Source organism: Flavobacterium facile, from assembly GCF_036321945.1.
GTDB classification, from domain to species: domain Bacteria; phylum Bacteroidota; class Bacteroidia; order Flavobacteriales; family Flavobacteriaceae; genus Flavobacterium; species Flavobacterium facile.
In genome coordinates this window covers 157,571-184,152 of record NZ_JAZAYT010000032.1, presented here as the reverse complement: position 1 = coordinate 184,152, position 26,582 = coordinate 157,571, and the positions used below count along the sequence as shown (strand labels likewise).

Below are 26,582 nucleotides of genomic sequence, written 5' to 3'. Positions count from 1 at the left end.
TATGCTAGATAAAAAACAAAAAGCCGACTACGATTTACTAGGAAAAACAAACCGAATTGTAGAACAAACTACAATTACAGGAAATATAGTTTGTGCTGCCGATTTGCGCTTAGATGGCGAATTAATTGGTGACATAACTTGTAAAGGAAAAATTGTATTAGGTCCGAAAAGTAAGGTTGAAGGAAATATTACTTGCAAAAACATAGATATTGAAGGAAAGTTTAATGGTAAATTAGTGGTGGAAGAATTACTTGGAATCAAAAAAACAGCTAAAATATCTGGCGAAGTTACAGTTGGGAAATTAGCTATCGAACCAGGTGCGATTTTCGAAGCCAGTTGTGAGATGAAATCTAAATAATCAAACCAAAATGAAGAAAACATTATCTGTTTTATTACTATTGTTATCTTTACTTTCTTTTTCTCAAAACCAAGAAATTGGTCAAAACTTTATTGAAATTTTATTAAAACAAAAAAACTTCGAAAAAGCATTAACTTTTTTAGATGCTTCCATAAAAGATAAGGTTACAGTTGACTTTTTGTCTAAAACTTCAAATCAATTAGATGCACAATTAGGCGCCTATCAAAACACAATTTCTGTTACAAATAAAGGTGATGTTTTTTCGTATTATACGCAATTCAAAAACATGGCTTTAGATTTTGATATAAGTTTTAAAGAAGATAAAATTGTAGGTTTCTTTTTAAAACAACATCAAGAGGTTAATGCAAACGATTATAAAATTAAAAGTGGAACAATTGATTTAAAAGGAACTTTATTAGAAGCTGAAAAATCTTCTATTTTAGTTGTTTTTATTCATGGTTCTGGCACAAATGACAGAGATGAAACTATTGGCCCGAATAAGCCTTTTAAAGATATGGCAGAAGCTTTTCAAAAAGAAGGAATTGCTTCTTATCGTTTTGATAAAAGAACAAAATCTAATCCAGAAACTTTTTCTGATGAAAGTACAGTTGAAGATGAAGTTGTAGTTGACGCTGTTGCGATTGTAAATCATTTTAGAAGTTCTGAAAAATTTAAAAACCATAAAATAATTGTTTTAGGTCATAGTTTAGGTGCTTTTATGATGCCAAAAATTGCTAATTCTGTTTCTTTAGATAAAGCAGTAATGATGGCTGGAAATGCAAGGGGTTTGCAAGATGTGATTATAGATCAATACGTGTATTTGAATTCATTACATCCTTCAGAAGAAGGAGCTAAAGAAGTTGAAAAAGTTTCTAAGCAAATTGAATTTTTGCATTCAAAAGCTTTTGATTTAAATACTAAGAATGATCAACTTCCTCTAGGTTTATCTGCAAAATATTGGCAATCTTTATTAAATTATAAGCCTCTTGTAGAAGTTAAGAAAGTTGCTATTCCATTATTAATTCTAAATGGAGAACGCGATTATCAAGTAACTATGAAAGAGTTTAATTTATGGAAAAAGACTTTAGCGAAAACTAAAGCTCAATTTATCAGTTATCCAAAATTAAATCATTTGTTTATTGCTGGTGAAGGTACGCCAAGTCCAGAAGAATATGCTGTAAAAGGAGAAGTGGATAAACAAGTAATTGGTGATATCATTACTTTTTGTAAATTATAAGTATGGCTAGTAGACCCTCAAATAAATGGATGCAATTAATCAGTATACCCGCTCAAATGGGTGTAATAATATTCTTATTTGCTAAAATTGGAATGTATATTGATGAAAATTATCCTAATAAAAATAATATTTGGTTTTTAGTTTTTACATTACTCGGAGTAGCACTATCGTTATATAATATAATTCGTCAGGTTAATAAAATAAATTCAGATAAATAATGGGTTTTTACATATACAGTTTTCTTTTTTTGCTAGGATCTACTTTATTAGGTTATTTTGTTTTAAAGTTTTTGTCTAAATCGAAAGAAGATAATTTAGGATTTTGGTTTTTATTTGTTTTAACCTTAAAAACTATTCTTTTTTACTTTTTTTTACAATACATTTTGTTGAGTTTTTATAAGTTTTATTATGAAGATAAGATTTTTATTTGCGGTTTATATATGTTTTTTGTGGTTTTAGAAGTTTTTTTTGTGTCAAAATTGTTAAAAAACCAAAATTAAATAGTGAAACTAAAAAATATTAAAAAAATCTCATTTCAATCTTGCTATATTAATAAAATTTGTACTTTTGCAAAAAAATTTAAACAATAAAATACAATATCTCAAATGGTGATTTCTAACAAACCACTGAATTTATTTTTAGCGATAGCGATTTCAATATTGCCTTTTCTTGGTTTTTCTAATGCAGAGAATGACACTTTAGTTCATTCTACTGAGAAAAAGACTGTTGAAAATGCTCACAAAACTGAAGGTCACCATGTTGTTGGTCCTGTGAATTCACCAGATGCAGTTTCAGCTTACATTGAGCATCACTTACAAGATTCACATGATTTTAACTTTTTCTCAGATGGAGAAACAGGAAAACATTATGGTTTTTCATTACCTGTAATTCTATGGGATAATGAGTTGAAAATGTTTTCTTCTTCAAAATTTCATAACGAATTAGAAGTAGCAAATGTTGATGGTTCTTTTTATAAATTACATCATGGTAAAATTTACGTTTCTGACGCTAAGGGTTCGTTGAATTTAGATGCGAAACAACATCCTTTAAATAAAATGCCTTTAGATTTTTCTATTACAAAAAATGTTGTTTCAATGTTATTTGTGGCATTTATGGTTTTCTTTATGTTTACTAGTTTAGCTAGAGCATATAAGAAAAACGGAAGTATGCCAAGTGGTTTTGGTAGAGTTTTAGAGCCACTAATTATTTTTATTAGAGACGAAATCGCAATTCCAAATATCGGAGAGAAAAAATATAGAAAATTTATGGGTTATTTGTTAACTGTGTTTTTCTTTATTTGGCTTTTGAACTTATTAGGGATGACTCCACTAGGAATTAACGTAACTGGAAATATAGCAGTAACAATTTGTTTAGCTGTGTTTACTTTTATCATTACGCAATTTAGTGCTAATAAAGATTATTGGAAACATATTTTCTGGATGCCAGGTGTGCCAGTTCCAATGAAAATTATTTTAATGCCTATTGAATTGTTAGGGACATTAACTAAGCCATTCGCTTTATTAATTCGTTTGTTTGCAAATATTACCGCTGGTCACGTTGTGATTATGAGTTTAATTGCAATGATATTTGTTGGTAAAAATTTGGCTTCTGATTTACCTATTTCAATTGGGTTGACATTGTTTATCTCTGTTATTGAAATCTTAGTTGCGTTTTTACAAGCTTTTATTTTTACAATGTTATCGTCATTATTTATTGGTATGGCGGTACAAGAACATGATCATGATGATCATCATTAATAGATTTTTAATACAAGTTTAATTTTAATATATATATTATGAACATTCCAATGTTAGTAGGTGCAGGTTTAGTGGTAATCGGTGCTGGTTTAGGTTTAGGTAAAATCGGTGGTTCTGCAATGGATGCTATTGCTCGTCAGCCAGAAGCTGCAGGTAAGATCCAAACTGCAATGATTATTATTGCTGCATTATTAGAAGGTTTAGCATTCGCTGCTTTAATCTTAGGTAAAGCTTAATTAAAAACAAACAAAACCTGCAACGGTTGGTTGCAGGTTTGTTTTATTCTAAAAAATTAAATTAATTACAACTCAAATATAAAATGGATAAGTTAATTAACGATTTTTCATTCGGATTATTCTTCTGGCAATTAATAATATTAGTAGTATTGATACTATTAATGGTTAAATTTGCTTGGAAGCCAATTATGAATACTATTACTGAGCGTGAAGAAGGTATTAAAGATGCTTTATTATCTGCTGAAAATGCTAAGAAAGAAATGATGGCTTTAAAGTCTGATAACCAAAAATTATTAGATGATGCTCGTGCTGAAAGAGATATGATGATTAAAGAAGCTACTGCTATCAAAGAAAAAATGATCGCCGATGCTAAATCTGAAGCTCAAAATCAAGGCGCAAAAATGATTGAACAAGCGAAAGCTACAATCGAAAGCGAAAAAAATAATGCTGTTGCTGAAATCAAAAATCAAGTGTCTTCATTATCTTTAGAAATCGCTGAAAAATTATTAAAAGAAGAATTATCTAACAAAGAATCTCAAACTAAATTAGTTGAGAAAATGTTAGCTGATGTTAAATTAAACTAATCTAAAGTTATGTCAAGAGCTGCGATTAGATACGCAAAAGCAATTATAGAAATCGCTACAGAAAGTAATAATACTACTGCTGTAAATAACGATATGAAAACCATTGTTTCTGCAATCAAAGAAAGTGAAGAGTTAAAAGACTTTTTATCTAACCCGATTGTTAATGGTACGGTAAAAATGAATGCGTTAAGCGAAATTTTCCCATCTTTGCAAACGGAAACTAAAGGTTTGTTTCAGTTGTTGTTAGCAAATAAAAGATTTGAAATTTTGTCTGCAATAGCAACTCAATTCAATAATTTATTTGACATTGCAAGTGGTGTTGAAAAAGCTGTTGTTACTACAGCTGTTCCTTTAACTGCCGAATTAGAAGTCTTAGTTAAAAATAAGTTGAAAGAATTTTCTTCAAACACAATTTCTATTACGAATGTAGTAGATGCTTCAATTATTGGAGGTTTTGTTTTAAGAATCGGAGATAAACAATACAATGCTTCTGTTGCTAATAAATTACAACAGTTAAAAAGAGAATTTACATATTAAATAAATACCATTAAATATATATAAAATGGCAGAAATTAAACCAGCTGAAATTTCAGCAATATTAAAGAAACAATTATCAGATTTTCAATCTGGTGCTACGTTAGAAGAAGTAGGTACTGTACTACAAGTTGGTGATGGTATTGCTCGTGTATATGGTTTATCAAATGCTCAATACGGTGAGTTAGTGCAATTCGACAACGGATTAGAAGCTATCGTATTGAACTTAGAAGAAGACAATGTTGGTGTGGTTTTATTAGGACCATCAACAGGAATCAAAGAAGGTTCAAATGTAAAAAGAACTAACAGAATTGCTTCTTTAAAAGTTGGTGAACAAATGGTTGGTCGTGTAGTTAATACACTTGGTGAACCAATTGATGGTAAAGGACCAATCGGTGGTGAATTATACGAAATGCCTTTAGAGCGTAAAGCTCCTGGAGTTATTTTCCGTCAACCCGTAACTGAACCATTACAAACTGGTATCAAAGCTATCGATGCGATGATTCCTGTTGGACGTGGACAACGTGAATTAGTTATTGGTGACCGTCAAACTGGTAAATCATCAGTTTGTTTAGATACTATCTTAAATCAAAAAGAATTTTACGATGCTGGACAACCAGTATTCTGTATATATGTTGCAATTGGACAAAAAGCGTCTACAGTTGCTTCAATTGCAAAAACATTAGAAGAAAAAGGTGCAATGGCTTATACGGTTATTGTTGCTGCAAATGCTTCTGACCCAGCTCCTATGCAAGTATATGCTCCTATGGCAGGTGCTGCAATTGGTGAATATTTCCGTGATTCAGGTCGTCCTGCTTTAATTATTTATGACGATTTATCTAAGCAAGCAGTTGCTTACCGTGAAGTATCTTTATTATTAAGAAGACCTCCAGGTCGTGAGGCTTATCCAGGAGACGTTTTCTACTTACACTCTCGTTTATTAGAAAGAGCTTGTAAAGTAATTAACGATGATAATATCGCTAAAAACATGAATGATTTACCAGATTCTTTAAAAGGAATTGTAAAAGGTGGTGGTTCATTAACAGCTTTACCAATTATCGAAACACAAGCGGGTGACGTTTCTGCATATATCCCAACAAACGTAATTTCGATTACGGATGGACAAATTTTCTTAGATGGAGATTTATTCAACTCTGGAGTACGTCCTGCAATTAATGTAGGTATTTCTGTATCTCGTGTTGGAGGTAACGCACAAATTAAATCAATGAAAAAAGTATCTGGTACTTTAAAATTAGACCAAGCACAATTCCGTGAATTAGAAGCTTTCGCGAAATTTGGATCTGACTTAGATGCTGTTACTTTAAACGTAATTGAAAAAGGTAAACGTAACGTGGAAATCTTAAAACAAGGTTTAAATGATCCGTTCGCTGTAGAAAACCAAGTAGCAATTATTTATGCTGGAACGAAAAACTTATTAAGAAATGTTCCTGTTAATAAAGTAAAAGAATTCGAAAAAGATTATATTCAATTCTTAACTTTAAAACATAGAGATGTTTTAGATGCATTAAAAGCTGGTAAATTTGATGATAACATCACAAATGTATTAGAAGCTGCTGCAAAAGAAATTTCTGCAAAATACTAATTAATTTTCGATTAGCCAATGTGCCTATTATTCAATTAATTGGCACATTGATAATTGTCAAATTGACACATTAATAAAATGGCAAACTTAAAAGAAATACGTAATAGAATTGTATCTGTATCGTCAACGATGCAAATCACTTCTGCTATGAAAATGGTTTCGGCTGCTAAATTAAAAAAAGCACAAGACGCTATTACTGCAATGCGACCTTATTCTCAAAAATTAACAGAGTTAATTCAAGGTCTAAGCGCTTCTTTAGAAGGTGATGTTGCTGCTAATTATACGACTCAAAGAGAAGTAAAAAAAGTTTTAGTAGTGGCTATTACATCAAACAGAGGTTTGTGTGGTGCTTTAAATTCAAATGTATTAAAACAAGTTAAAATTTTAACTGAAAAATACGGTCACGATAATGTTGGTATTTTTGCCATTGGTAAAAAAGCAAATGATGGTTTACACAAAACAAACTATGTAATTGCTAACAGAAGTGATCTTTTTGATGATTTAACTTTTGATAATACAGCTGAAATCGCACAATCATTAACACATTTGTTTTTAGATGGTGAGTATGATAAAATTGAATTAGTGTACAATCAGTTTGTAAATGCGGCTACTCAAATAGTTGTAAACGAACAGTTTTTACCATTAGCACCAATTAAAGGGGCTAGCGCAATTTCATCGGATTACATTTTTGAACCATCAAAAGAAGAAATTGTTTTAGAATTAATACCAAAATCGTTAAAAACGCAATTGTACAAAGCGGTAAGAGATTCTTTCGCTGCGGAACACGGTGCGCGTATGACTGCTATGCATAAAGCAACAGACAACGCAACTGATTTAAGAAACCAATTGAAGTTAACATACAATAAAGCGCGTCAAGCTGCAATTACTGGAGAAATCTTAGAAATTGTTGGTGGTGCTGAAGCCTTAAATAACTAATATTCTTATTTAAAGTTAATTTTTTTATAAATACTAAAAGTCTCAATTTATTGAGACTTTTTTATTTTATATATTTGTGGAAACAGACCAATAACTACTATGAAATATTTTTTTACAGCTTTTCTTTTCGCATTTACTTCAATATTATCTTCACAAAATCTTCAATTAGAAGAAATTATGAAAGGCAATGAATTTATTGGACAACAACCTTCTAATCCACGTTGGTCGGTAGATGGAAAAACCATTTATTTCGATTGGAATCCAAAAAATCAAATTGGCGATCAAACGTATTATTGGCAACACGGTTTCACTGAACCAAAATTGCTTCCAAAATCAGATATTAATTTTTCTGAAATTCAGTATCAAGGACAAGAGAAGTTTGATGTTGTGTATTACACCAATCAAGGCGCTTTGTTTTCGTACCATAAAAAGACAAAAGAAAATAAAGTTATCTATCAAACCACTTCTACTATCAATTCGATTCAAAGAAGTGTCAACCCGAATATCATTTATTTTCAACAAAACAGAAACATGTATCAATTGAATGTTGTTAATTTTCAATTATTACAACTGACTAACTTCAAAAGCGGTACAGCTTCTTCCGATGCGAGTAAAGACAATTTTCTAAACTTACAACAAAAGGAATTGTTCCAATTTGTAAACGAAGAAAACGCCAAATCAAAATGGAACGAAAAGCAATCGGAAGAAAATAAATTAAAATTCCCTTCTGAGATTTTTTATGGTTCTAATACAGTAGAAGCTATTAAAATCAATCCAAACGGAAAATTCGTAACCTATAGATTATCGGATTATCCAACTTCTAAAGACACAAAAGTTGAACATTTTATTACAAGTGATGGGTATACCAAAAATAAATCGGCACGTGAAAAGGTTTCAGTAAATAACATTAGTAAACACAAAATGTATGTCTATAATGTAGAAAAAGATACTTTTTTTCAAATCTCATTTTCTAAATTAACTGGAATTAAAACTTTTCCAAAGTATTATCAAGAATATGAAAATTTAAAGGATTTGGAACCGGTTGAAAAAGCTATAACTATGCAAGCTCCAGTGTATAACGCCACTGGTAATTTAGCGGTTTTTGAAGCGAGAAGTTTAGACAATAAAGACCGTTGGATTCTTCAATTAAACCTAGAAAATGCTACAATAACAGAATTAGAGTACCAACACGACGAAGCATGGATTGGTGGTCCAGGAATTCCAGGATACAATTTCAGTAACGGAACTTTAGGTTTTTTAGCAGATAACAAAACGATTTATTTTCAATCAGAAGCCACAGGGTTTTCTCACTTGTACACTTATAATTTAGAAACTAAAAAGAAAACCCAACTAACCAATGGGAAATGGGAAGTACGTGAGGTAGTTTTATCAAAATTGTCTAATTCATTTTACATTACAACTACAGAAACACATCCAGGAAATCGGTCTTTTTATAAATTGGATATTAATTTGGGTAAGAAAACACCAATTCTAACCAATGACGGAGCTTTTGAAATTGAATTATCACCAGATGAAACCAAATTGGCAATACGTTATTCGTACATCAATAAACCTTGGGAAATTTATGTGGCTGAAAATAAATCGAATCCAACTTTAAAACAAATTACGTTTTCAACTTCTGATGCCTTCAAAAAATACAATTGGAAAACACCAGAAGTTATCTCTTTTAAAGCCACTGATGGAACTGATGTTTATGCAAGAGTCTATAATCCGAAAGTAGAAACTAAAAATAAAGCGGCTATCATCTTTGTTCACGGCGCAGGATATTTACAAAACGCCCACAAGTATTGGAGTACGTATCACAGAGAATACATGTTTCACAATATGTTATCCGATTTAGGTTATACGGTTTTAGATATCGATTACCGAGCAAGTGATGGTTACGGACGCGATTTCAGAACAGGAATTTACCGTCATATGGGTGGAAAAGATTTATCAGATCAATTAGATGGAAAAAAATATTTAGTGGAAAAATTAGGAATTGATGCGAATAAAGTCGGAATTTACGGCGGTTCATATGGTGGATTTATAACTTTAATGGGATTGTTAACTAAACCAGGAGAATTCAAAGCAGGTGCAGCTTTACGTTCAGTTACCGATTGGGCACATTATAACCAAGGTTACACGGCAAATATTTTAAATTTTCCAGAAACAGATGCAGATGCTTATAAAAAAAGTTCTCCCATTTATTTTGCTAATAACTTACAAGACAAATTATTAATGCTTCATGGAATGGTGGATGACAACGTACAATTTCAAGATATTGTAAGAATCACTCAACGTTTTATTGAACTAGGAAAAAAAGATTGGGATTTAGCTGTTTTTCCTGTGGAAGCACATGGTTTTCTAAAATCGTATTCTTGGACAGATGAATACAGAAGAATTTTAGAATTATTTAATGAAAATTTATTAGATAAAAAGTAATGGAAATTCGTATTTTAACTCAAAAAACAGAAATGTTACAACATTTGGATATGGTAAAACAATTATATCCTGATTTTACGATTGAAAAATATGGCAGGCTTTTAGACGATATGTTAAATGCTAATTACCAACAAATTATCGTTACAAAAAACAACCAAACGATTGCTTTAACAGGAGTTTGGATTGGAACGAAATTATGGTCAGGGAAATATATTGAAATCGACAGTTTTGTGGTTCATGAAGCTTTTAGAGGTCAAAAAATTGGTGATATTTTAATTGAAGAAGTACATAAAATTGCGAAAAAAGTTAACGCAAATCAGATTGTATTAGATGCGTTTACAACCAATTTCGCAGCAGGAAAATTTTACATCAATCACGGATTTGAACCAAAAGGTTTTCATTTTGTTAAAGTTTTAAATTCATAATTATGAAAATATTCGTCTTAATTATAGTAGCTTTTTTAAATATGAATTCTTGTTCTTCAGAAAAATTGAGTCAAGAAGGAAAACAATATATAGAAAAAATAACCTATCAAAATTGGGTTGGAGGCGTAAAAGGTGCTGGTGGCGGAACTATTTTAAATATTTCTCTATTGAAAAGTTTACCATCAAATATTGAATTAATAAAAATTCAATTTCAAGAAAGAGAAGGAATTATTACAAAAGTAGAAGATTTATCCTATCAAGCCTCAATCAGACGATTTGATAATATGAAAGAAACTGTCCCTACACCAACAATCATAACCGATTTAAAACACAACCAAGCCAAAGTGTTTTTTAAAATTGATGGAAAAGAAAGTAGCGTGATTTTAGATGATGTAAAAGAATTACCAATGTTAGTGTATCCGTCTGCAAAACCAAGAAATAATTAACTATTTTTGTTGTTCTAAAAAATAAAAATTGAGCGCTAATAAAAATCTTTTAAAACAAACCCTTATTTACGGTATTGCAACTGTATTGCCTCGTGTAATCAGTTTTTTATTGGTGGGTTTGCATACAAATTACATGCCTAAACCTGAAATGTATGGAGAGGTTACAATTTTGTATGCTTATATGATATTTTTTAATATTGTATTGTCTTACGGAATGGAAACTGCTTTTTTTAGATTTTATCATAAACAAGAAAACAAAAAAGAAGTAATCAGCACAGCAACTGTTTCTATATTTTGGAGTACGATTTTGTTTTTATGCATCACACTTTTATTCCAAAAAACACTTGCAGGATTGTTAAACGTAGATAAAGAATACGTCAACTACGCCATTTGGATTTTAGCTTTCGATGCCTTAGTGATCATTCCTTTTTCCAAACTTCGAGCAGAGCAAAGACCAATCAAATATTCGGTTTTAAAAATTTCAAATGTCATTATTAATATGTTGTTGAACGTATTTTTATTGGCCATTTTACCAAAATTAGCACATGCTAATCCGCAAGGATTTTGGAGTACTTTTTACTCTGAAGACTATCAAATTGGTTATGTTTTTTTAGCGAATTTAATTGCAAGTTTATTCACTTTTGTGTTGTTTATGCCACATTATTTTCAACCGAATTGGTTGTTTAATAAAGAGCTTTGGCAACAAATGCTTAAATATGGTTGGCCTATTTTATTCGCAGGTTTGGCTTTCGGAATTAACGAACATTTAGATAAAATTTTATTGTCAGAATGGTTAGATCCAGCTACTGCAAAAGCTGCGGTTGGAGCCTATTCCGCTTGTTATAAAATTGGTTTGTTTATGGTTTTGTTTCGAACCGCTTATACTTTGGGTATCGAACCTTTTTTCTTCAGTCAAGCTGGAAATGCGAATGCACCACAAACTTACGCCACAGTAACAAAATATTTTGTCATTTTAGGTTCTTTGATTTTATTAGTTGTCGTTGTTTTTGCAGATGTTGTGAAATTTTTTTTAGTCAGACAACCAGAATATTGGGAAGCTATGAATATTGTTCCATTAATCATCATTGCCAATTTCTTTTTAGGGATTTACACGAGTTTATCCGTTTGGTATAAGTTAATTGATAAAACTATAATTGGGGCTTATATTTCAGTAGTTGGAGCCGTAATTACTTTAAGTTTGAACTATGTTTTAATTGTAAAATTCGACATGAGCTACGTAGGTTCTGCCATTGCAACCATTTGTGCGTATGGAAGCATGATGGTCATTTCTTGGTATTTAGGAAGAGAAAAATATCCAATTCCTTTCGAAATGAAAAAGATTTTAATCTACCTTTTTGCTTCGATAACTTTGGCTTGTATTTCATTTTATGTAGATATTTTAAGACAAACCTACATTTTCGGAATACTTGCAATCATTGGGTTTAGTTATTATATTTACAAAAACGAAAGAGAAGTAATTTTAAGAATTATTAAACGAAAATAATATCAAATAAACCTGAAAGGTATTCATGACCTGTCAGATTTTAATTCAAGAATCATGCAAATAAAAATCATAAATAAATCGCAACATCCATTGCCAAATTACGAAACTAACGCTTCAGCTGGAATGGATTTACGTGCCAATTTAACCGAATCAATCACACTTAAACCATTAGAAAGAACGTTAGTGAAAACCGGACTTTTTATTGAATTACCAATTGGTTTCGAAGCTCAAGTACGACCAAGAAGTGGTTTAGCCTTCAAAAAAGGAATCACCGTTTTGAATTCTCCAGGAACAGTTGATGCCGATTATCGTGGTGAAATTGGTGTGATTTTAGTAAATTTATCAAATGAAGATTTCGTAATTGAAAACGGAGAAAGAATTGCACAACTTATCATCGCCAAACACGAACGCGCCGAATGGCAAGAAACTATCGAACTAACAGAAACTTCTCGTGGCGAAGGCGGATTTGGAAGTACTGGAATTAAATAAGTGTTCAGTTTAAAAGACTTAACGTCTTAAACAAATAAACAAAACCTTGCGAACTTTGCGAAAAATCTTTGTGACTTTGCGGTAAAAAAATAAAAAACATATGAAAATAATCGTACCAATGGCAGGCCGTGGATCTCGTCTTCGTCCTCATACTTTAACTATTCCAAAACCATTAATTCCAATCGCAGGAAAACCAATCGTACATCGTTTGGTGGAAGATATTGCCAAGGTGATTAATCAACCTATTGAGGAAGTAGCGTTTATCATTCACGAAAGTTTTGGTGAAATTGTAGAAAAAAATTTACTGGCAATTGCTACAAAAATTGGAGCAAAAGGAACTATTTATTACCAAAACGAAGCTTTAGGAACTGGTCACGCCATCATGTGTGCGAAAGATTCTTTATCCGGACCAGCTGTTATCGCTTATGCAGATACTTTAATTCGTGCAGATTTCGAATTAGATGCTACAGCAGATTCTGTAATTTGGGTGAAACAAGTAGAGCAACCAGAAGCGTTTGGTGTAATCAACTTAAATGAAGCCAACGAAATTGTAGAATTAGTTGAAAAACCAAAAGAATTTGTATCGGATTTAGCCGTAATTGGAATTTACTATTTCAAAGATGTTGCGGTTTTAAAAAATGAATTGCAAGCGGTTTTAGATAACAACATTATTCACGGTGGCGAATACCAAATTAATGATGGTATCAAACAAATGATGGCGAAAGGAATGAAATTCGTACCAGGAAAAGTAGATGAATGGATGGATTGTGGAAATAAAGATGTTACTGTTGATACGAATAACAGAATGTTAGGATTTTTACAAGAAGATGGTGAAGATTTAGTGGCTGTAGATGTTCGTTTAGACAATTCTCAAATCATTCAACCTTGTTTTATTGATGAAGATGTGTATATCATTGATTCAGTTGTTGGGCCAAATGTTTCTATCGGAAAAGGTTCACATATTCAGAATAGTAAAATCAAAAACAGCTTAATTCAGACACACGCACATATTAAAAATGCAAAGTTAGATAACGCCATGATTGGAAATCACGTAAACTATAATGGCGATTTCACCAGCGTAAGTTTAGGCGACTATTCAACAATGGAATAATTTTTGATACTTGTCATTGCGAGGAACGAAGCAATCTCATAATCCGAATAAAAAATAAAATCCAATAAATCAGCGTTGCGAAGCATCAGTAAAATCAGCGTGCCTATAAACAAATGAAAAAAATAATAGCATTTCTTTTTCTTTTTCAACTTTCTTTCGGACAAGTCAATCTGGAGGAAGTGGAAATCGCATATAAAGATTCAATTCATAAAACCGTAAAGTTTGATATTGGTGATGTGGATAATAATAAAATAAATGATTATGCTATTATTGATATGTATAAAGATAAAGATGCAGATCCAAATGAAGTTGTTGAGTATATTATAAACATCAAGTTTTCAAATAATGATTTCGAAATGGGTTTTTATCCTTGTGAAGCAATTTGTATTGCAAAAACAATTGATGTCAATGAAGATGGAAGTAATGAAATCATAATATTTTCAAAAACGCATGAAGGTTGGTGGTATGATATTTATATTTGGACTTTCAAAAATAAAGAATGGGAAGAAGTGGCTAAAACAAAAGGTTTCTGTTCTGTTAATGAAGATTTTGAAAATAGAGTAATAAATAAAAACGGAAAATATTTTCTTGTAGGCGACGACTATGAACTTGCTAAAAAAGGAATTATTAAAAAATTAAAAATTAAGTTAAATTAATCAACGCTTTGAAGTTTTAGTAATATCTGCGTAACAACAAAACATGAAAAAAATAATAGCATTTCTTTTTCTTTTTCAACTTTCTTTCGGACAAGTCAATCCAGAAGAAGTGGAAACTGCGGAAAATGAATTTGAAACTAATTTTTATGAAGCTTTAAAACAAAAAGCGATTGAAAATTACGACAAAGCCATTATTTCATTAGAGAAATGTTTGCAAAAAGAACCCAATAATCCAGAAGTTCACTATCAATTAGGGGTTAATTATTTGAACCAAAGAAATTATGTGGAAGCGGAAGCGGCCTTTCAAAAAGCAGTCGATTTAGAACCCAAACAACGTTGGTACTGGAACGGTTTGTACGACGTCTATTACCAAACTAAAAATTTCAATAAATCTATTCCAATTGTCGAAAAACTAGTAACTTTCGATGCAAATATGAAAGAAGATTTGGTGTCGTTGTACATGACTACGCAGCAATTTGATAAAGCCAAAATCGTAATTGACGATATTGAAAGCAAAGGAACTTTGACTAAAGCCATGGAAACCTACCAAATGCAAATTCAAAGTATGTCGAATGGTGTAAAACCAAAAGTTGCCGACTTAGAAGCCGCCATAAAAAGCAATCCAAAATCGGAGCAAAATTATATCGATTTAATTTATCAATATTCCACAGAAAATCAAGAACAAAAAGCATTTGAAACGGCTTTATTACTAGAAAAAGAAATACCAAATTCCGATTTAGTACACGTAAGTCTAATCAAATTCCACATCAATGCCAACGATATTCCGAAAGCTACAGAATCGTATAAAAGAGTAGTGAAAAGCAATAAAATCGACTTTAAAATCAAACACCGAGTATTAAACGAGTTTTTGATTTTTGCGACAAAAAACCCACAATTGCTAACAGAAATTGACAATACGTTAACGTATTTCGACAATACTATTGGAATGGATGTCAACAAAGAATTAGGAAAGTTTTTTTACAATAAAAATAATTTCGAATTGGCTCAAAAATACGTGGAAAAGTCAAATGGGAATGATATTGAAGCCATCGATTTGCTTTTGAATATTTACGATTTCAACAAGCAATATGAAAAAATGGCCAAGAAATCTGAAGAATATATCGACTTATTTCCAACCAAAGCCAATTTGTATTATTACGCAGGAAAAGGAAATAACAACTTGAAAAACTTTAAAAAAGCAAAAGACTTTTTAGAAATGGGAATTGAATACGTAATTGATAACCCAAATTTAGATGCCGGATTTTGCAAACAATTTATAATTTGTGCCGACGGATTATCAGACACAAAAATGAAACAAACCTATCAAAAAAGATTAGATGCCTTATCTAAAAAATAATATGAAAAATTCAAATAAAATAAAAAACGTCAGTTCGAGTATTATTTATTCCTTTTTTGGAAGGAGTAAAAAATGTATCGAGAATAGATTTTTATTGCTTGTTGTAGTAGCAAGTCTTTCTTTTTCTTGCAAAACAAAAAAAACAGTTGCAGAACAAGCAGTTGCAGAACAAGCAGTATCAAAAAACAGAGCCAAAGAAATCATTCAAAAACATTATGAAAATGTGCTGAATTTTCAAACCGCTTCTATTCGTTCTTCTGCAGAATATCAGGATAAAAAACAATCTATTTCCATTAATGCGGATATCAGAATTAAAAAAGATGAAATCATTTGGATTAACCTGAAATTTTTCGGAATTCCAATGGCAAAAGCATATATCACACCAACACGTGTGAGTTATTATGAAAAAATAAACAACACGTATTTTGATGGAGATTATTCTATCTTAACTAAAATGTTAGGTACCGATTTAGATTTTCAAAAAGTGCAAAATTTACTTTTAGGAAGACCAATTGATAATTTAACGAAAGAAGAATTTATCGCAGAAATTGCCGATAATTTATTTCAATTGAAATCGAAAAATAAAACAGATATCGAAAAAGCATTCAGTTTTGAAACTGCAAATTATTTATTAAAGAAGCAATTCATCAACCAAACTTCTAAAAACAGAAATGTATTGGTAAATTATCCGTCTTTTACGAATCAGGACAATATGTTCCTACCAACTGGCGTTTCTATTTTAGCCAATCAGCAAGATCAGGTGAAAATTGAGGTAGAATATAAAAAAATTACGTTTAATGAAGCATTATCGTATCCTTATTCTATTCCAGATGGGTATTCTAAAATAAAAATAGATTAATTTCGCAAAAAAAAATTCTAGCATGAACAAATTTCTTTTAACCCTATTCGTTGTGTTTTTCACCTTGTCCGTTTCTGCGCAAATTGACGAGAAAGAAAAGTTGGAACAAAGAAAAGAACAATTACAAAGAGAATTGTCTGAAGCCAAAACTAAACTTCAGAACGAAAAGAAGAAAGAGAAATCAGTTTTAAAAGAAATTGCTGGTCAGGAAGCGCAAATTAAAATTTCTGAAAAAATCATTTCTACTATCGCCAAACAAGCTCGAATTTTAGATGACAATATTTATTTAACGCAATTAGAAATTAATAAGTTGAATAAGGATTTGAAAATCATGAAAGAAGATTATGCGAAAATGATGGTAAAATCGTATAAAAGCCGTTCAGAACAAAGCCGAATTATGTTCGTGTTGTCTTCAAATAGTTTTTTGCAAGCCTACAAGCGCATGCAATATATGAAGCAATATGCAGGGTATAGAAAACGTCAAGCGGAAGAAATTAAAATCAAACAAACCAGATTAGGTGTTGCGGTTACTAGTTTACAAACCAACAAAAAGGAGAAAGAAGTGGTGATTGTTGAAAAAACAAAAATCAAAGCGGAACATGAAAAACTAAAGCAAGAAAAAGAACAAACCGCAAAATTAATCCAAAAAGACAAGAAAAAAATTGCAGCAGAAATTGCTAAAATGGATAAAGAGCGTAAAGCTATCGATAAGAAAATCAAAAAAATGATTAACGATGCGATTGCCGCAGAAAATAAAAAAAGAAAAGCAGAACAACAAGCAGCAGCTAAAAAGAACGGCGTTACAACTCCTGTAAAAGTAACACCTGTTTCTTCTACAAAAATTGAATTAACACCAGAAGGTAAATTATCTTCAGACAGTTTTAAAGCTAATAAAGGTAGATTACCTTGGCCAGTTGCTAAAGGTTATATTTCAACAGGTTACGGAGATGTCCCGCATCCAGATTATAAAAATATCGTCATTCATAACAGTGGAATCGATATTACAACTGATCCGGGTTCTTCTGCAATGGCCGTTTTTAGTGGTGAAGTATCTGGAGTTCAAGTGTCTCAAACTACTAATACTTATACGGTTCTTGTGCGTCACGGAGATTTCTTCACGGCATATAGTAACTTAAGTAACGTTTCGGTTTCGGTTGGAAATAAAGTGTCAGCCAAACAAGTTTTAGGTAAAATCAAAACTAATGCTAAAGGAAATTCTGTATTAAAATTTGTTATCAATCAAAATACTACCGTATTAAATCCTAAAAGTTGGATTGCACCTAAATAATTTTTTTAGAAGCAGCACATTTCTTTTCAAAAGACTAAACGTCCCGCTATCCGCTATATTTTTTTAAAATTGTTCCTTTCGTGAATCTAAAGGAACAATTTTAAAAAAGATGCCGCTACTATCGGGGCTAGATTACAACTATCATTTTCAGAATACTTTTTTACAAAATTCGTTCAATCGGCAGTTTTCTATATGCTCTTATTTTAAACGAAGCGTCTAAACGATTTCTAAAAATCTATGTGCCTATGTGTTTTTAAAAAAAATCCCAACTTCCAACTTCCAACTTCCAACTTTATATTATCTTTGCACCATGCCAAAAATAGGAAACATCATTTTGCCCGATTATCCCTTACTTCTTGCTCCAATGGAAGATGTAAGCGATCCGCCATTTCGCCGTTTGTGTAAAATGCACGGAGCCGATTTGATGTATTCTGAATTTATATCATCAGAAGGTTTAATTCGTGATGCCATGAAAAGCAAAATGAAATTAGACATTTTCGATTACGAACGTCCAGTTGGTATTCAAATTTTTGGTGGTGATGAAGAAGCTATGGAAATGTCTGCTAAAATTGTAGACACCGTTCAACCTGATTTAGTAGATATTAATTTTGGTTGTCCCGTAAAAAAAGTAGTTTGTAAAGGCGCTGGTGCTGGAGTTTTAAAAGACATCGATTTAATGGTGCGCTTAACAAAAGCAGTTATTAAAGGAACAAGTCTTCCAGTAACGGTGAAAACCCGTTTAGGTTGGGACGAAAGTTCTATCAATATTGATGAAGTCGCTGAACGTTTACAAGATATTGGTGTGCAAGCTTTAACAGTTCACGCCAGAACGCGTGCTCAAATGTATAAAGGTCATTCCGATTGGACACATATTGAACGCATCAAAAACAATCCTCGAATCTCCATGCCGATTTTCGGAAATGGTGATATCGATTCTCCAGAAAAAGCTTTAGAATATAAAAACAAATTCGGTTTAGACGGAATGATGATTGGTCGTGCTGCCATCGGTTATCCTTGGATTTTTAACGAAATCAAACATTTTTTCAAAACCGGTGAAAAATTAGCGCCACCAACCGTTGCGGACAGAGTAGAAGCGGCTCAAAACCACTTAATCTGGTCAATGGAATGGAAAGGGGAACGCGTGGGAATCGTAGAAATGCGCCGTCACTACACTAATTACTTCAAAGGTATTCAAGACTTCAAACAATACAAGCAACGCTTAGTAACTTCCGACGGACACAACGAATTATTTGATGTTTTTAATGAAATAAAAGAAGTGTACGCGAATTACGATAATGCTTTAACTGGGCAATAAGATTTTTTTGTCAATCTAAACTCGTTTCAGATTCTCTACTATTCTTTCAGTTAAAACTCACCACTTAGTTTGTCATCCTGAAAGGATCTTACGCAAACTTTACAAACTAATCAATTTGTGAAATCTGTGATAATTTGTGTTCAAATCTTCGCGTTTTTCTCTGAATCTTTGCGTTTCTCTGCGAAATAATCTAACTTTCCGTTTTAAAACACAACGCCATGTCAGATTTGTCAAAAGTTAAAATTCTTCATATCGATTCTAATCATCCTTTACTTTGGGAGCAATTAGAAAAAGCAGGTTTCAGTAACGAAGCCGATTTCACTTCCACCAAAGAAGAAGTGGAAAACAAAATTGAAAACTACCACGGAATTGTCATTAGAAGCCGATTTAAAATTGATAAAAACTTTATAGATAAAGCAATAAACTTACAATTTATTGCCCGAGTTGGAGCAGGTTTAGAAAGCATCGATTGTGAGTACGCAGTAAGTAAAAACATCAAACTTATTGCAGCACCAGAAGGAAATTGTAATGCAGTTGGTGAACACGCTTTAGGAATGATTTTGTCACTTTTTAATAAATTAAATATTGCGGATAAAGAAGTCAAATCCGGACATTGGAACCGAGAAAGTAATCGTGGAACCGAATTAGACGGAAAAACTATCGGAATTATCGGTTACGGAAATATGGGGAAATCTTTCGCCAAAAAACTACGAGGTTTTGATGTGGAAGTTTTAGGCTATGATATTTTGCCAAATGTGGGTGATGAAAATGCGAAACAAGTTTCTCTGGAAGAAATACAACAAAAAGCAGATGTATTGAGTTTGCACATTCCTTGGACACCAGAAACGGATAAAATGGTAAATGCAACCTTTATCAATCAATTTGCTAAACCATTTTGGTTGATTAATACAGCAAGAGGAAAAAGTGTAGTTACTGCCGATTTAGTAGCTGCCTTACAATCTGGAAAAATTTTAGGAGTGGGTTTAGATGTGTTAGAATACGAAAAATTATCTTTCGAAACTTTATTTGAGGGCGAGAAACCAGAAGCTTTCGAATATTTACTTCATGCAAATAATGTAATATTAACTCCACATATTGCGGGTTGGACAATTGAAAGTAAAGAAAAATTAGCACAAGTCATTGTAAATAAAATAATTAGTTTGTATTTGTAACAAATGTTAATAATTCACTACTAACATTATAACTAAAAACTAAAACTATAAAATTATGCATGAAGTTACTAAACAAGAAGAATGGAATACGCAAAAGCCAAATCTTCCTTTTTTTAAAGTAGATCCAGTAATGGTTCTTATTTTTGGATTTTTAACCTGTGGATTGTATTTGATTTACTGGAATGTGAAAGCAGCAGAAGTAATTAACGCCGCTAATGAAAAAGAAGTAGTGTCGCCAACAATAGCATTAATTACAGGATGTTGTGGATTAAACTTGTTTTTTTACTGGTTAGTTGGTAGAGATGGTTTACCAAGAATTTACCAATTAACAGGGCAACCACAAAAAGATGATTCGGTTTTGTTATTAATTTTAGGATTTTTCTTTCCTATGATTGCTGCCATGATTGTACAATCGGAATTAAATAAATTATACAATTAATAAATTTATTCAATATAGAATTATAGGGATAATTAGTGTGTTACTCGTACTAATTATTCCTTTTTTTATACTCCTAACCAATAATGGAAGTTTAGAAAGCGAACAATCTTTTTGTCCGTTTAAAATGCTAACGGGTTTTCCTTGTCCAGGTTGTGGAATTACGAAATCTTTAGTGTATTTATACGAAGGAGATTTACTTAAAAGCATTACTTTTCACTTGTTTGGACCAGTAGTATTGGTTTTATCAATATACTTCTTAATCAAATTAAGTTTAGAATTATATTACAAGAAACCGTTTTTCGCAAATACATTCAACAAAAAAAAGTGGACGTATGTTTTTGTCGCACTTTTAATTGTATATCATTTAATTAGAATTGTACTTTTTATAAAAAATAATTCGTGGGATTCTATTTTAAAAGAATCTATTTGGAGGTAATTTATAAAGAGCCAAGTAAAAAGAGTCGAGTGTTAAGTAAGTATCATATAATTTACTCAAATCGCTCATTTCTCCATCCGAAAAATTACCCTTTGTGCTTTCTTTCTAATTCTGCTTGAAATTCTTCCATTACTGGTTTTACGGTACTTTCAGGAATATCCGAAATTTTAATATACATCAATCCGTCAATGGCATTGTTGAACATTGGATCTACGTTAAAAGCTACAACTCGAGCGTTTTGCTTGATATATTTCTTAATTAAAACAGGTAATCGTAAAGAACCTGGTTCGATTTCATCAATAATTTTATCGAATTTATTTAAATCGGCTTCCGCTTCATTAAATACGAAATCTTTATCGGCATCTTTTAGTTTTACCTTGTATTCTTTTTTAGGTTTGATATATTGCGCCACATACGGATCGTAATAATTAGACTTCATGAATTCAATCATTAACGATTTAGAAAATTCTGAAAACTGATTACTAATACTCACGCCACCAATTAAAAATTTATGTTCTGGATAATGTAAAGTCGTATGTACAATTCCTTTCCAAAGTAAAAACAAAGGCATTGGTTTTTGTTGGTATTCCGAGATGATAAAAGCACGACCCATTTCAATAGATTGGCTCATCATGTCGTTTAATTCTGGTTCGAATTTAAAAAGTTCATTTAAATAGAAACCTTCTAAACCGTATTTTGGAAATATTTTTGAACCAAATCCCATTCTGTAGGCACCAGCAATCATTTGGGCATCTTCGTCCCATAAAAACATATGGTGGTAATATTGGTCGTATTTATCTAAGTCAATCGCTTCGTTAGTTCCTTCGCCAACTTCTCTAAATGTAATTTCACGTAAACGGCCAATTTCGTGTAAAATATTTGGAATTTTTTCAGCGGTTACTAAAAATACTCTGTAGTTTTTACTTTGTAATAATTGATAATCGCCTTCTTTTAAGAAATTAATTTCTTCAATAATTTGTTCGTGATTAGCAGGTTTTACAATTTGTTTAGCAGCTTTTGGACTACTAGTAAATTTCGGAAAAGTTAATTTAAAGTTTTCTTCTTCTTTTTCTTCAAAAGATTTAGAAAGCATATAGGTTTTCTTTCTTAAAAACTCTCCAAATTCTGGAATCGTTTCATGTTCGTTTAACTCGTTTACAGAAATCGGTTTACCAATTCGAACTTTAATTACTCGGTGTTTTTGAGTTAACAATTCACTTGGTAATTTTGCAGTACGCAATGTGTCGTTTAGTTTAGACAAACGATAAAATAATTTACTGTTGTGTGCATGAAAATAAATTGGCACCACAGGAACTTTAGCTTTTTTGATAATTTTCAAAGCGCCTTCTTCCCAAGGTTTGTCTACAATTAATTTCCCGTCTTTATAAGTTGAAACTTCTCCAGCAGGAAAAATCCCTAATGGTTTTCCGTCACTTAAATGACGTAAGGTTTCTTTAATTCCAACCACGCTAGATTTAGCATCTTTGTGATCTTCAAACGGATTTACCGGCATAATATACGGTTTCATCGGTTCAATTCTGTGTAATAAAAAGTTAGCAATTATTTTGAAATTCGGCTCGCGTTCTAGCATTAATTTCAATAATAAAATACCATCAATTCCACCTAAAGGATGGTTTGAAATGGTAATATAAGCGCCGTCTTTTGGTAAGCGTTTTAAATCTTCTTCGGGAATTTCAAACTTAATTTGAAACTCATCTAAAATCGCATTTAAAAACTCCAAATCGCTTAAGTGCTTATTTCGATTATAGATTTTATTAAGTGTGGAAATTTTAAGTACTTTCATGAGTAACCACCCAGAAAATGTTCCGAAAATTCCGTATTTGTCCGTATTTATTGCTTTGGCTACTTCTTTTGCAGTAACTAATCCCATCTATTTTGTGTTTTGAGCAAGTAACAAAGATAACAATTCTATTGAATTTTGTGCCATCAAAAATGCACAATTGCTAACAATTTAAAAATAAGTAGGGTTTGCTAAAATATTTATAAAATACTTCTTCAATAAGCCGTTTTATTGAAAACTTTTTCTATTTTTGAGAATTAGAAAAAATAAAAATGAAGATTATTTCCTATAATGTAAATGGTATTAGAGCCGCAATAACCAAAGGATTTATTGAATGGTTACAAAGCGCGAATCCAGATGTGATTTGTTTACAAGAAATTAAAGCGACTGAGGATCAAATTCCTACAGAAGAAATTACAGCTGCTGGTTATCCCTTTCAATATTATTTTTCCGCACAGAAAAAAGGATATAGTGGTGTCGCTATTTTATGTAAAACCGAACCAAAAAATGTAGTTTTCGGAACCGGATTGGATGCAATGGATTTTGAAGGTAGAAATTTACGTGTCGATTATGATAATTTGTCTGTAATGAGCATGTATTTGCCTTCGGGAACAAATAATGATAGATTGGGATATAAGTTTCAATACATGGATGATATTCAACAATATATCGTGAATTTGCGACAAGAACTTCCCCATTTGGTAGTTTGTGGCGATTATAATATTTGTCACGAAGCGATTGATATTCATAACCCAAAAGGAAATGAAAAAACTTCTGGATTTTTGCCAGAAGAACGCGCTTGGTTAGATGGTTTTATGAAAACAGGAATGATTGATACGTTTCGTCATTTAAATAAAGAACCACATAATTACAGCTGGTGGAGTTATCGAGCGAATGCCCGAAATAATAATAAAGGTTGGAGAATCGACTATTGTTTAGCCGCCGAACCGTTAAAAGATAAAATCAAAAGAGCCTTAATTTTACCAGAAGCCAAACATTCAGACCATTGCCCAGTTTTAGTAGAATTAGAATTTTAGAATTAGAATAAAGAGATTAACAATTAATAAAACCGATTCCTGCGGAATCACATATTTATAACCAACCAAATAGAAAAAATAAACGTCTAACAGATAAACAAAAGTGACTTCGTAAGCCTAAGTCACCAAACCAGATTCCAGCGGAATCATATATTTATAAACAAAATCAATTATTCACAAACCAGATTCCAGCGGAATCACATATTTTTAGCGGAATCATATATTTATAACATTTATAACATGATAAGAAGAGTAGCCCTAGCCGTATTGGTATTAACCGTGAGTACATCATGTGTTTCTAAAAAAATCTATCAAGATTTAGAAAATAAGTTTGCCGAACTTAAAAAAGAACGTAATACGTTATCAGATGAAAATGATGGTTTAAAAACAGAAAACGGAACTTTAAAAACCGATTTAGATAAATATAAAACCGAAGCAGAAAAATTAAAAGCGGAACGCGATAAATTAGCCGCAGATTATGCAGCAACTAAAAAGAGTTTAGACAATTTAAAGTCGTCATATGCGGCGCTTGAAAAAGACAGTAATGAAGCTTTAGATGCGAATATTAAGAAAAATCGTGAGTTGTTAGCAGAATTAGAAGCCAAACAAAAAGCGATGACTGCGGAGCAAGACAAATTAAATAAATTGAAAGCCGATTTATTAAAATCATCTACGCGTTTAGCAGAATTAGAAAAAATTATGGCTGACAAAGAAGCAGCTATGAAAAAATTAAGAGAGACGTTATCTAAATCGTTAAAAGCTTTCGAAGGAAAAGGATTAACAGTTACTGAAAAAGATGGAAAAGTTTACGTTTCTATGGAAAACAAATTACTTTTCGAATCAGGAAGCTATACTGTAGGAAGTGAAGGAAAAAAAGCTGTTGATTTAGTAGGTAAAGTTTTAGGTGATAATCCTGATTTATCAGTTTTAATTGAAGGGCATACGGATAATGATAAAATAACAGGAACTTTAGCTGGTGGTATCGAAAATAACTGGGATTTATCTACAAAACGTGCAACGTCAATTGTAAATATATTAATTGGAAATCCTAAAGTAAATAAAGCGAATTTAACAGCTGCTGGAAGGAGTGAATTTGCGCCTTTGTTAAGTAATGATTCAGCTGAAGGGAAAGCAAAAAATCGTAGAATTGAAATTATTTTAGAGCCAAAATTAGACGAATTGTCTAAGTTGTTAAACGAAATTTAATTTTCAAATTGAAATCATTAAACCTAACAATTTTCGAGTTGTTAGGTTTTTTAATATCTAAATTTATATGAATAGATTAATATTTTTTTTGTTTTTATTTTCTAGTTATAATTGCTTGTCACAAGAATATAATTTTATACCAAAAGAATTTAAGGAAACAAAAAGAGAAGCTTTTTTAAAAACCGCCACTTCTGATACACTTAGATTAGTAAAAATGTTTTTGGAAAATGGCATTGAATTTAATAAACAAATAAAAGATTCTTTAGAAACCAATAAGTTGTTGGGTTTTTATTCTAAGAAATATTTTCTAAGTGAAAATAAAAAACAGTTTTATATAGTTTATAAAAAACTTTCTACAAAGGAAAAAAAACAGTTAGAAGTAAGCCGAAAAAATGAAATCACTAACGATCGGAAAAAGTATAAGTCACAACACGAAACTGTTTTAGAAAAATTAAACTTTAAAGATATTGCCGAAAATAATTTTACTTTGGATAGCTTAAAAGGAAAAGTAATTGTGCTAAATTTTTGGTTTATAGGCTGTAAACCTTGTGTGGAAGAAATTCCGGATTTAAATAAAATTCATGAAAAATTTAAAGATAAAGATGTTGCTTTTTTTGCAATTACCTTCGATTCGAAAAAAAAATTAGAGGAATTTGGTAAAAAAAAGCAGTTTAATTTTACTTTAGTACCTAACAGTAGAGATGTTATTAGGCAATTTTATGTTAATGCTTATCCTACAACTATTATAATTGATAAAGAGAGAAAAATACATCTTGTTGATGATTTATTAGTTTTTGATTTAATGAATAAAATTGAAAAAATGATAAATGAATATTTAAAATAATCTTTAAACGCTAAAATCATGAACCCACTTCACAAGTTACTTCTGCAATTAGAAAGTCACATTCCAAATTTGGAAAAAACCAATTCTAAAATTTCAAGCAGTTCTATTGGTTGGCAAATTGATCATTGTTTGTTAGTCATAAACGGAATTGTTGATCAATTAGAAGTGTCTAATCCGTCAGCATTTCAACCTAAATTTAATTTACCCAAGTTTATAGTCTTTACAACAGGTAAAATTCCACGTGGAAAAGCCAGAGCACCTAAAATTGTAATGCCCGTTGATGTGGCAACAGCAAATGAATTGAAATCGAAAATAGAATTGGCTAAAACTAACATTTTAAAACTAAGTTCTTTTCCAATAAATGCGCATTTCAAGCATCCTTTTTTTGGTGATATTAATGCTTCTAAAACGGAAAAATTCTTATCCATTCATACCAAACACCACTTAAAAATTATTGAAGATATTTTGAGATAAATAAAATCTATACGACTTCGATTTTTCTTTTTAC

Annotated in this window: 28 protein-coding genes; 27 read left to right on the top strand and 1 reads right to left on the bottom strand. The window is 31.3% G+C overall.

The features are described 5' to 3' along the window. Position 1 precedes the first annotated feature (1 nt). From UEQ13_RS08665 to UEQ13_RS08555, 23 genes are all read left to right on the top strand, one after another. Positions 2–358: a bactofilin family protein gene (locus tag UEQ13_RS08665; RefSeq protein WP_329805953.1), complete on the top strand. Its 357-nt coding sequence runs from the start codon at positions 2–4 to the stop codon at positions 356–358. Between the two features lie 10 nt (positions 359–368). Further along, on the top strand, positions 369–1,595 hold the full coding sequence (locus tag UEQ13_RS08660; RefSeq protein WP_329805952.1) for an alpha/beta fold hydrolase: 1,227 nt from the start codon (positions 369–371) through the stop codon (positions 1,593–1,595). 2 nt (positions 1,596–1,597) lie between these two features. Continuing rightward, on the top strand, positions 1,598–1,813 hold the full coding sequence (locus tag UEQ13_RS08655) for an AtpZ/AtpI family protein (RefSeq protein ID WP_329805951.1): 216 nt from the start codon (positions 1,598–1,600) through the stop codon (positions 1,811–1,813). A gap of 386 nt (positions 1,814–2,199) precedes the next feature. After that, a complete protein-coding gene (atpB, locus tag UEQ13_RS08650; protein WP_329805950.1) occupies positions 2,200–3,351 on the top strand; it encodes a F0F1 ATP synthase subunit A in 1,152 nt (383 codons plus the stop codon). Between the two features lie 38 nt (positions 3,352–3,389). Next, positions 3,390–3,587 (top strand): ATP synthase F0 subunit C, encoded by a 198-nt coding sequence (gene atpE, locus UEQ13_RS08645; RefSeq protein WP_014082777.1) that lies wholly within the window; start codon positions 3,390–3,392, stop codon positions 3,585–3,587. An 83-nt stretch (positions 3,588–3,670) separates the two neighbouring features. Further along, on the top strand, positions 3,671–4,171 hold the full coding sequence (locus UEQ13_RS08640; protein ID WP_329805949.1) for a F0F1 ATP synthase subunit B: 501 nt from the start codon (positions 3,671–3,673) through the stop codon (positions 4,169–4,171). 9 nt (positions 4,172–4,180) lie between these two features. Beyond that, positions 4,181–4,708, top strand: a complete 528-nt coding sequence (atpH, locus tag UEQ13_RS08635) for an ATP synthase F1 subunit delta (RefSeq protein ID WP_166130140.1) — start codon at positions 4,181–4,183, stop codon at positions 4,706–4,708. Positions 4,709–4,733: 25 nt separating this feature from the next. Then, complete coding sequence (gene atpA, locus UEQ13_RS08630) at positions 4,734–6,308, top strand: F0F1 ATP synthase subunit alpha (protein ID WP_329805948.1); 1,575 nt, start codon at positions 4,734–4,736, stop codon at positions 6,306–6,308. 78 nt (positions 6,309–6,386) lie between these two features. Next, the gene (gene atpG, locus UEQ13_RS08625) at positions 6,387–7,244 is read left to right on the top strand and encodes an ATP synthase F1 subunit gamma (RefSeq protein WP_329805947.1); all 858 of its coding nucleotides are present in this window, start codon (positions 6,387–6,389) and stop codon (positions 7,242–7,244) included. A 99-nt stretch (positions 7,245–7,343) separates the two neighbouring features. Further along, positions 7,344–9,689, top strand: a complete 2,346-nt coding sequence (locus UEQ13_RS08620; protein WP_329805946.1) for a S9 family peptidase — start codon at positions 7,344–7,346, stop codon at positions 9,687–9,689. Beyond that, positions 9,689–10,114: a GNAT family N-acetyltransferase gene (locus tag UEQ13_RS08615; protein WP_329805945.1), complete on the top strand. Its 426-nt coding sequence runs from the start codon at positions 9,689–9,691 to the stop codon at positions 10,112–10,114. The genes UEQ13_RS08620 and UEQ13_RS08615 overlap by 1 nt, the downstream gene beginning before the upstream one ends. A 2-nt stretch (positions 10,115–10,116) precedes the next feature. Further along, positions 10,117–10,560: a hypothetical protein gene (locus UEQ13_RS08610; RefSeq protein WP_329805944.1), complete on the top strand. Its 444-nt coding sequence runs from the start codon at positions 10,117–10,119 to the stop codon at positions 10,558–10,560. A gap of 28 nt (positions 10,561–10,588) precedes the next feature. Beyond that, the gene (locus UEQ13_RS08605; protein ID WP_329805942.1) at positions 10,589–12,064 is read left to right on the top strand and encodes a lipopolysaccharide biosynthesis protein; all 1,476 of its coding nucleotides are present in this window, start codon (positions 10,589–10,591) and stop codon (positions 12,062–12,064) included. Between the two features lie 54 nt (positions 12,065–12,118). Continuing rightward, positions 12,119–12,553: a dUTP diphosphatase gene (gene dut / locus UEQ13_RS08600; RefSeq protein ID WP_329805941.1), complete on the top strand. Its 435-nt coding sequence runs from the start codon at positions 12,119–12,121 to the stop codon at positions 12,551–12,553. Positions 12,554–12,653: 100 nt separating this feature from the next. After that, positions 12,654–13,664 carry a sugar phosphate nucleotidyltransferase gene (locus UEQ13_RS08595; protein ID WP_329805940.1) on the top strand — a complete coding sequence of 337 codons (1,011 nt, stop codon included), beginning with the start codon at positions 12,654–12,656 and terminating at the stop codon, positions 13,662–13,664. 113 nt (positions 13,665–13,777) lie between these two features. Continuing rightward, positions 13,778–14,320, top strand: a complete 543-nt coding sequence (locus UEQ13_RS08590) for a hypothetical protein (RefSeq protein ID WP_329805938.1) — start codon at positions 13,778–13,780, stop codon at positions 14,318–14,320. 43 nt (positions 14,321–14,363) lie between these two features. Next, entirely contained in the window at positions 14,364–15,677 is a 1,314-nt protein-coding gene (locus tag UEQ13_RS08585; protein ID WP_329805936.1) for a tetratricopeptide repeat protein, read from the top strand. Positions 15,678–15,771: 94 nt separating this feature from the next. Then, a complete protein-coding gene (locus tag UEQ13_RS08580; RefSeq protein WP_329805935.1) occupies positions 15,772–16,536 on the top strand; it encodes a DUF4292 domain-containing protein in 765 nt (254 codons plus the stop codon). Positions 16,537–16,558: 22 nt separating this feature from the next. Further along, complete coding sequence (locus tag UEQ13_RS08575) at positions 16,559–17,824, top strand: murein hydrolase activator EnvC family protein (RefSeq protein ID WP_329805934.1); 1,266 nt, start codon at positions 16,559–16,561, stop codon at positions 17,822–17,824. Positions 17,825–18,134: 310 nt separating this feature from the next. Continuing rightward, positions 18,135–19,139, top strand: a complete 1,005-nt coding sequence (gene dusB / locus UEQ13_RS08570; RefSeq protein WP_329805933.1) for a tRNA dihydrouridine synthase DusB — start codon at positions 18,135–18,137, stop codon at positions 19,137–19,139. Between the two features lie 218 nt (positions 19,140–19,357). Further along, entirely contained in the window at positions 19,358–20,311 is a 954-nt protein-coding gene (locus tag UEQ13_RS08565) for a 2-hydroxyacid dehydrogenase (RefSeq protein ID WP_329805932.1), read from the top strand. 55 nt (positions 20,312–20,366) lie between these two features. After that, positions 20,367–20,750 carry a DUF4234 domain-containing protein gene (locus UEQ13_RS08560; RefSeq protein ID WP_166130083.1) on the top strand — a complete coding sequence of 128 codons (384 nt, stop codon included), beginning with the start codon at positions 20,367–20,369 and terminating at the stop codon, positions 20,748–20,750. A gap of 37 nt (positions 20,751–20,787) precedes the next feature. Further along, positions 20,788–21,186 carry a DUF2752 domain-containing protein gene (locus UEQ13_RS08555; RefSeq protein ID WP_329805930.1) on the top strand — a complete coding sequence of 133 codons (399 nt, stop codon included), beginning with the start codon at positions 20,788–20,790 and terminating at the stop codon, positions 21,184–21,186. A gap of 85 nt (positions 21,187–21,271) precedes the next feature. Here UEQ13_RS08555 and UEQ13_RS08550 read toward each other — a convergent pair whose 3' ends face one another. Further along, positions 21,272–23,077, bottom strand: coding sequence for a lysophospholipid acyltransferase family protein (locus tag UEQ13_RS08550; RefSeq protein ID WP_329805929.1), 1,806 nt, complete (start codon positions 23,075–23,077; stop codon positions 21,272–21,274). Positions 23,078–23,259: 182 nt separating this feature from the next. Here UEQ13_RS08550 and UEQ13_RS08545 point away from each other — a divergent pair, with 182 nt between their 5' ends. From UEQ13_RS08545 to UEQ13_RS08530, 4 genes are all read left to right on the top strand, one after another. Beyond that, a complete protein-coding gene (locus UEQ13_RS08545) occupies positions 23,260–24,024 on the top strand; it encodes an exodeoxyribonuclease III (protein ID WP_329805928.1) in 765 nt (254 codons plus the stop codon). A gap of 240 nt (positions 24,025–24,264) precedes the next feature. Then, the gene (locus UEQ13_RS08540; RefSeq protein WP_329805927.1) at positions 24,265–25,230 is read left to right on the top strand and encodes an OmpA family protein; all 966 of its coding nucleotides are present in this window, start codon (positions 24,265–24,267) and stop codon (positions 25,228–25,230) included. Between the two features lie 67 nt (positions 25,231–25,297). After that, positions 25,298–26,074 (top strand): peroxiredoxin family protein, encoded by a 777-nt coding sequence (locus UEQ13_RS08535; protein WP_329805926.1) that lies wholly within the window; start codon positions 25,298–25,300, stop codon positions 26,072–26,074. Between the two features lie 18 nt (positions 26,075–26,092). Next, on the top strand, positions 26,093–26,548 hold the full coding sequence (locus UEQ13_RS08530) for a DUF1569 domain-containing protein (protein ID WP_329805925.1): 456 nt from the start codon (positions 26,093–26,095) through the stop codon (positions 26,546–26,548). Positions 26,549–26,582 lie beyond the last annotated feature (34 nt).

Bases quoted from the DNA above. Each gene is read 5' to 3' on its own strand.
- atpE (WP_014082777.1), top strand. From the start codon at position 3,390: ATGAACATTCCAATGTTAGTAGGTGCAGGTTTAGTGGTAATCGGTGCT.
- UEQ13_RS08610 (WP_329805944.1), top strand. From the start codon at position 10,117: ATGAAAATATTCGTCTTAATTATAGTAGCTTTTTTAAATATGAATTCT.
- atpG (WP_329805947.1), top strand. From the start codon at position 6,387: ATGGCAAACTTAAAAGAAATACGTAATAGAATTGTATCTGTATCGTCA.
- atpB (WP_329805950.1), top strand. From the start codon at position 2,200: ATGGTGATTTCTAACAAACCACTGAATTTATTTTTAGCGATAGCGATT.
- UEQ13_RS08655 (WP_329805951.1), top strand. From the start codon at position 1,598: ATGGCTAGTAGACCCTCAAATAAATGGATGCAATTAATCAGTATACCC.
- UEQ13_RS08530 (WP_329805925.1), top strand. From the start codon at position 26,093: ATGAACCCACTTCACAAGTTACTTCTGCAATTAGAAAGTCACATTCCA.
- UEQ13_RS08535 (WP_329805926.1), top strand. From the start codon at position 25,298: ATGAATAGATTAATATTTTTTTTGTTTTTATTTTCTAGTTATAATTGC.
- UEQ13_RS08560 (WP_166130083.1), top strand. From the start codon at position 20,367: ATGCATGAAGTTACTAAACAAGAAGAATGGAATACGCAAAAGCCAAAT.
- UEQ13_RS08640 (WP_329805949.1), top strand. From the start codon at position 3,671: ATGGATAAGTTAATTAACGATTTTTCATTCGGATTATTCTTCTGGCAA.
- atpH (WP_166130140.1), top strand. From the start codon at position 4,181: ATGTCAAGAGCTGCGATTAGATACGCAAAAGCAATTATAGAAATCGCT.
- UEQ13_RS08615 (WP_329805945.1), top strand. From the start codon at position 9,689: ATGGAAATTCGTATTTTAACTCAAAAAACAGAAATGTTACAACATTTG.
- dut (WP_329805941.1), top strand. From the start codon at position 12,119: ATGCAAATAAAAATCATAAATAAATCGCAACATCCATTGCCAAATTAC.
- UEQ13_RS08575 (WP_329805934.1), top strand. From the start codon at position 16,559: ATGAACAAATTTCTTTTAACCCTATTCGTTGTGTTTTTCACCTTGTCC.
- UEQ13_RS08565 (WP_329805932.1), top strand. From the start codon at position 19,358: ATGTCAGATTTGTCAAAAGTTAAAATTCTTCATATCGATTCTAATCAT.
- UEQ13_RS08665 (WP_329805953.1), top strand. From the start codon at position 2: ATGCTAGATAAAAAACAAAAAGCCGACTACGATTTACTAGGAAAAACA.
- UEQ13_RS08585 (WP_329805936.1), top strand. From the start codon at position 14,364: ATGAAAAAAATAATAGCATTTCTTTTTCTTTTTCAACTTTCTTTCGGA.
- UEQ13_RS08620 (WP_329805946.1), top strand. From the start codon at position 7,344: ATGAAATATTTTTTTACAGCTTTTCTTTTCGCATTTACTTCAATATTA.
- UEQ13_RS08660 (WP_329805952.1), top strand. From the start codon at position 369: ATGAAGAAAACATTATCTGTTTTATTACTATTGTTATCTTTACTTTCT.
- dusB (WP_329805933.1), top strand. From the start codon at position 18,135: ATGCCAAAAATAGGAAACATCATTTTGCCCGATTATCCCTTACTTCTT.
- atpA (WP_329805948.1), top strand. From the start codon at position 4,734: ATGGCAGAAATTAAACCAGCTGAAATTTCAGCAATATTAAAGAAACAA.
- UEQ13_RS08595 (WP_329805940.1), top strand. From the start codon at position 12,654: ATGAAAATAATCGTACCAATGGCAGGCCGTGGATCTCGTCTTCGTCCT.
- UEQ13_RS08540 (WP_329805927.1), top strand. From the start codon at position 24,265: ATGATAAGAAGAGTAGCCCTAGCCGTATTGGTATTAACCGTGAGTACA.
- UEQ13_RS08590 (WP_329805938.1), top strand. From the start codon at position 13,778: ATGAAAAAAATAATAGCATTTCTTTTTCTTTTTCAACTTTCTTTCGGA.
- UEQ13_RS08550 (WP_329805929.1), bottom strand. From the start codon at position 23,077: ATGGGATTAGTTACTGCAAAAGAAGTAGCCAAAGCAATAAATACGGAC.
- UEQ13_RS08545 (WP_329805928.1), top strand. From the start codon at position 23,260: ATGAAGATTATTTCCTATAATGTAAATGGTATTAGAGCCGCAATAACC.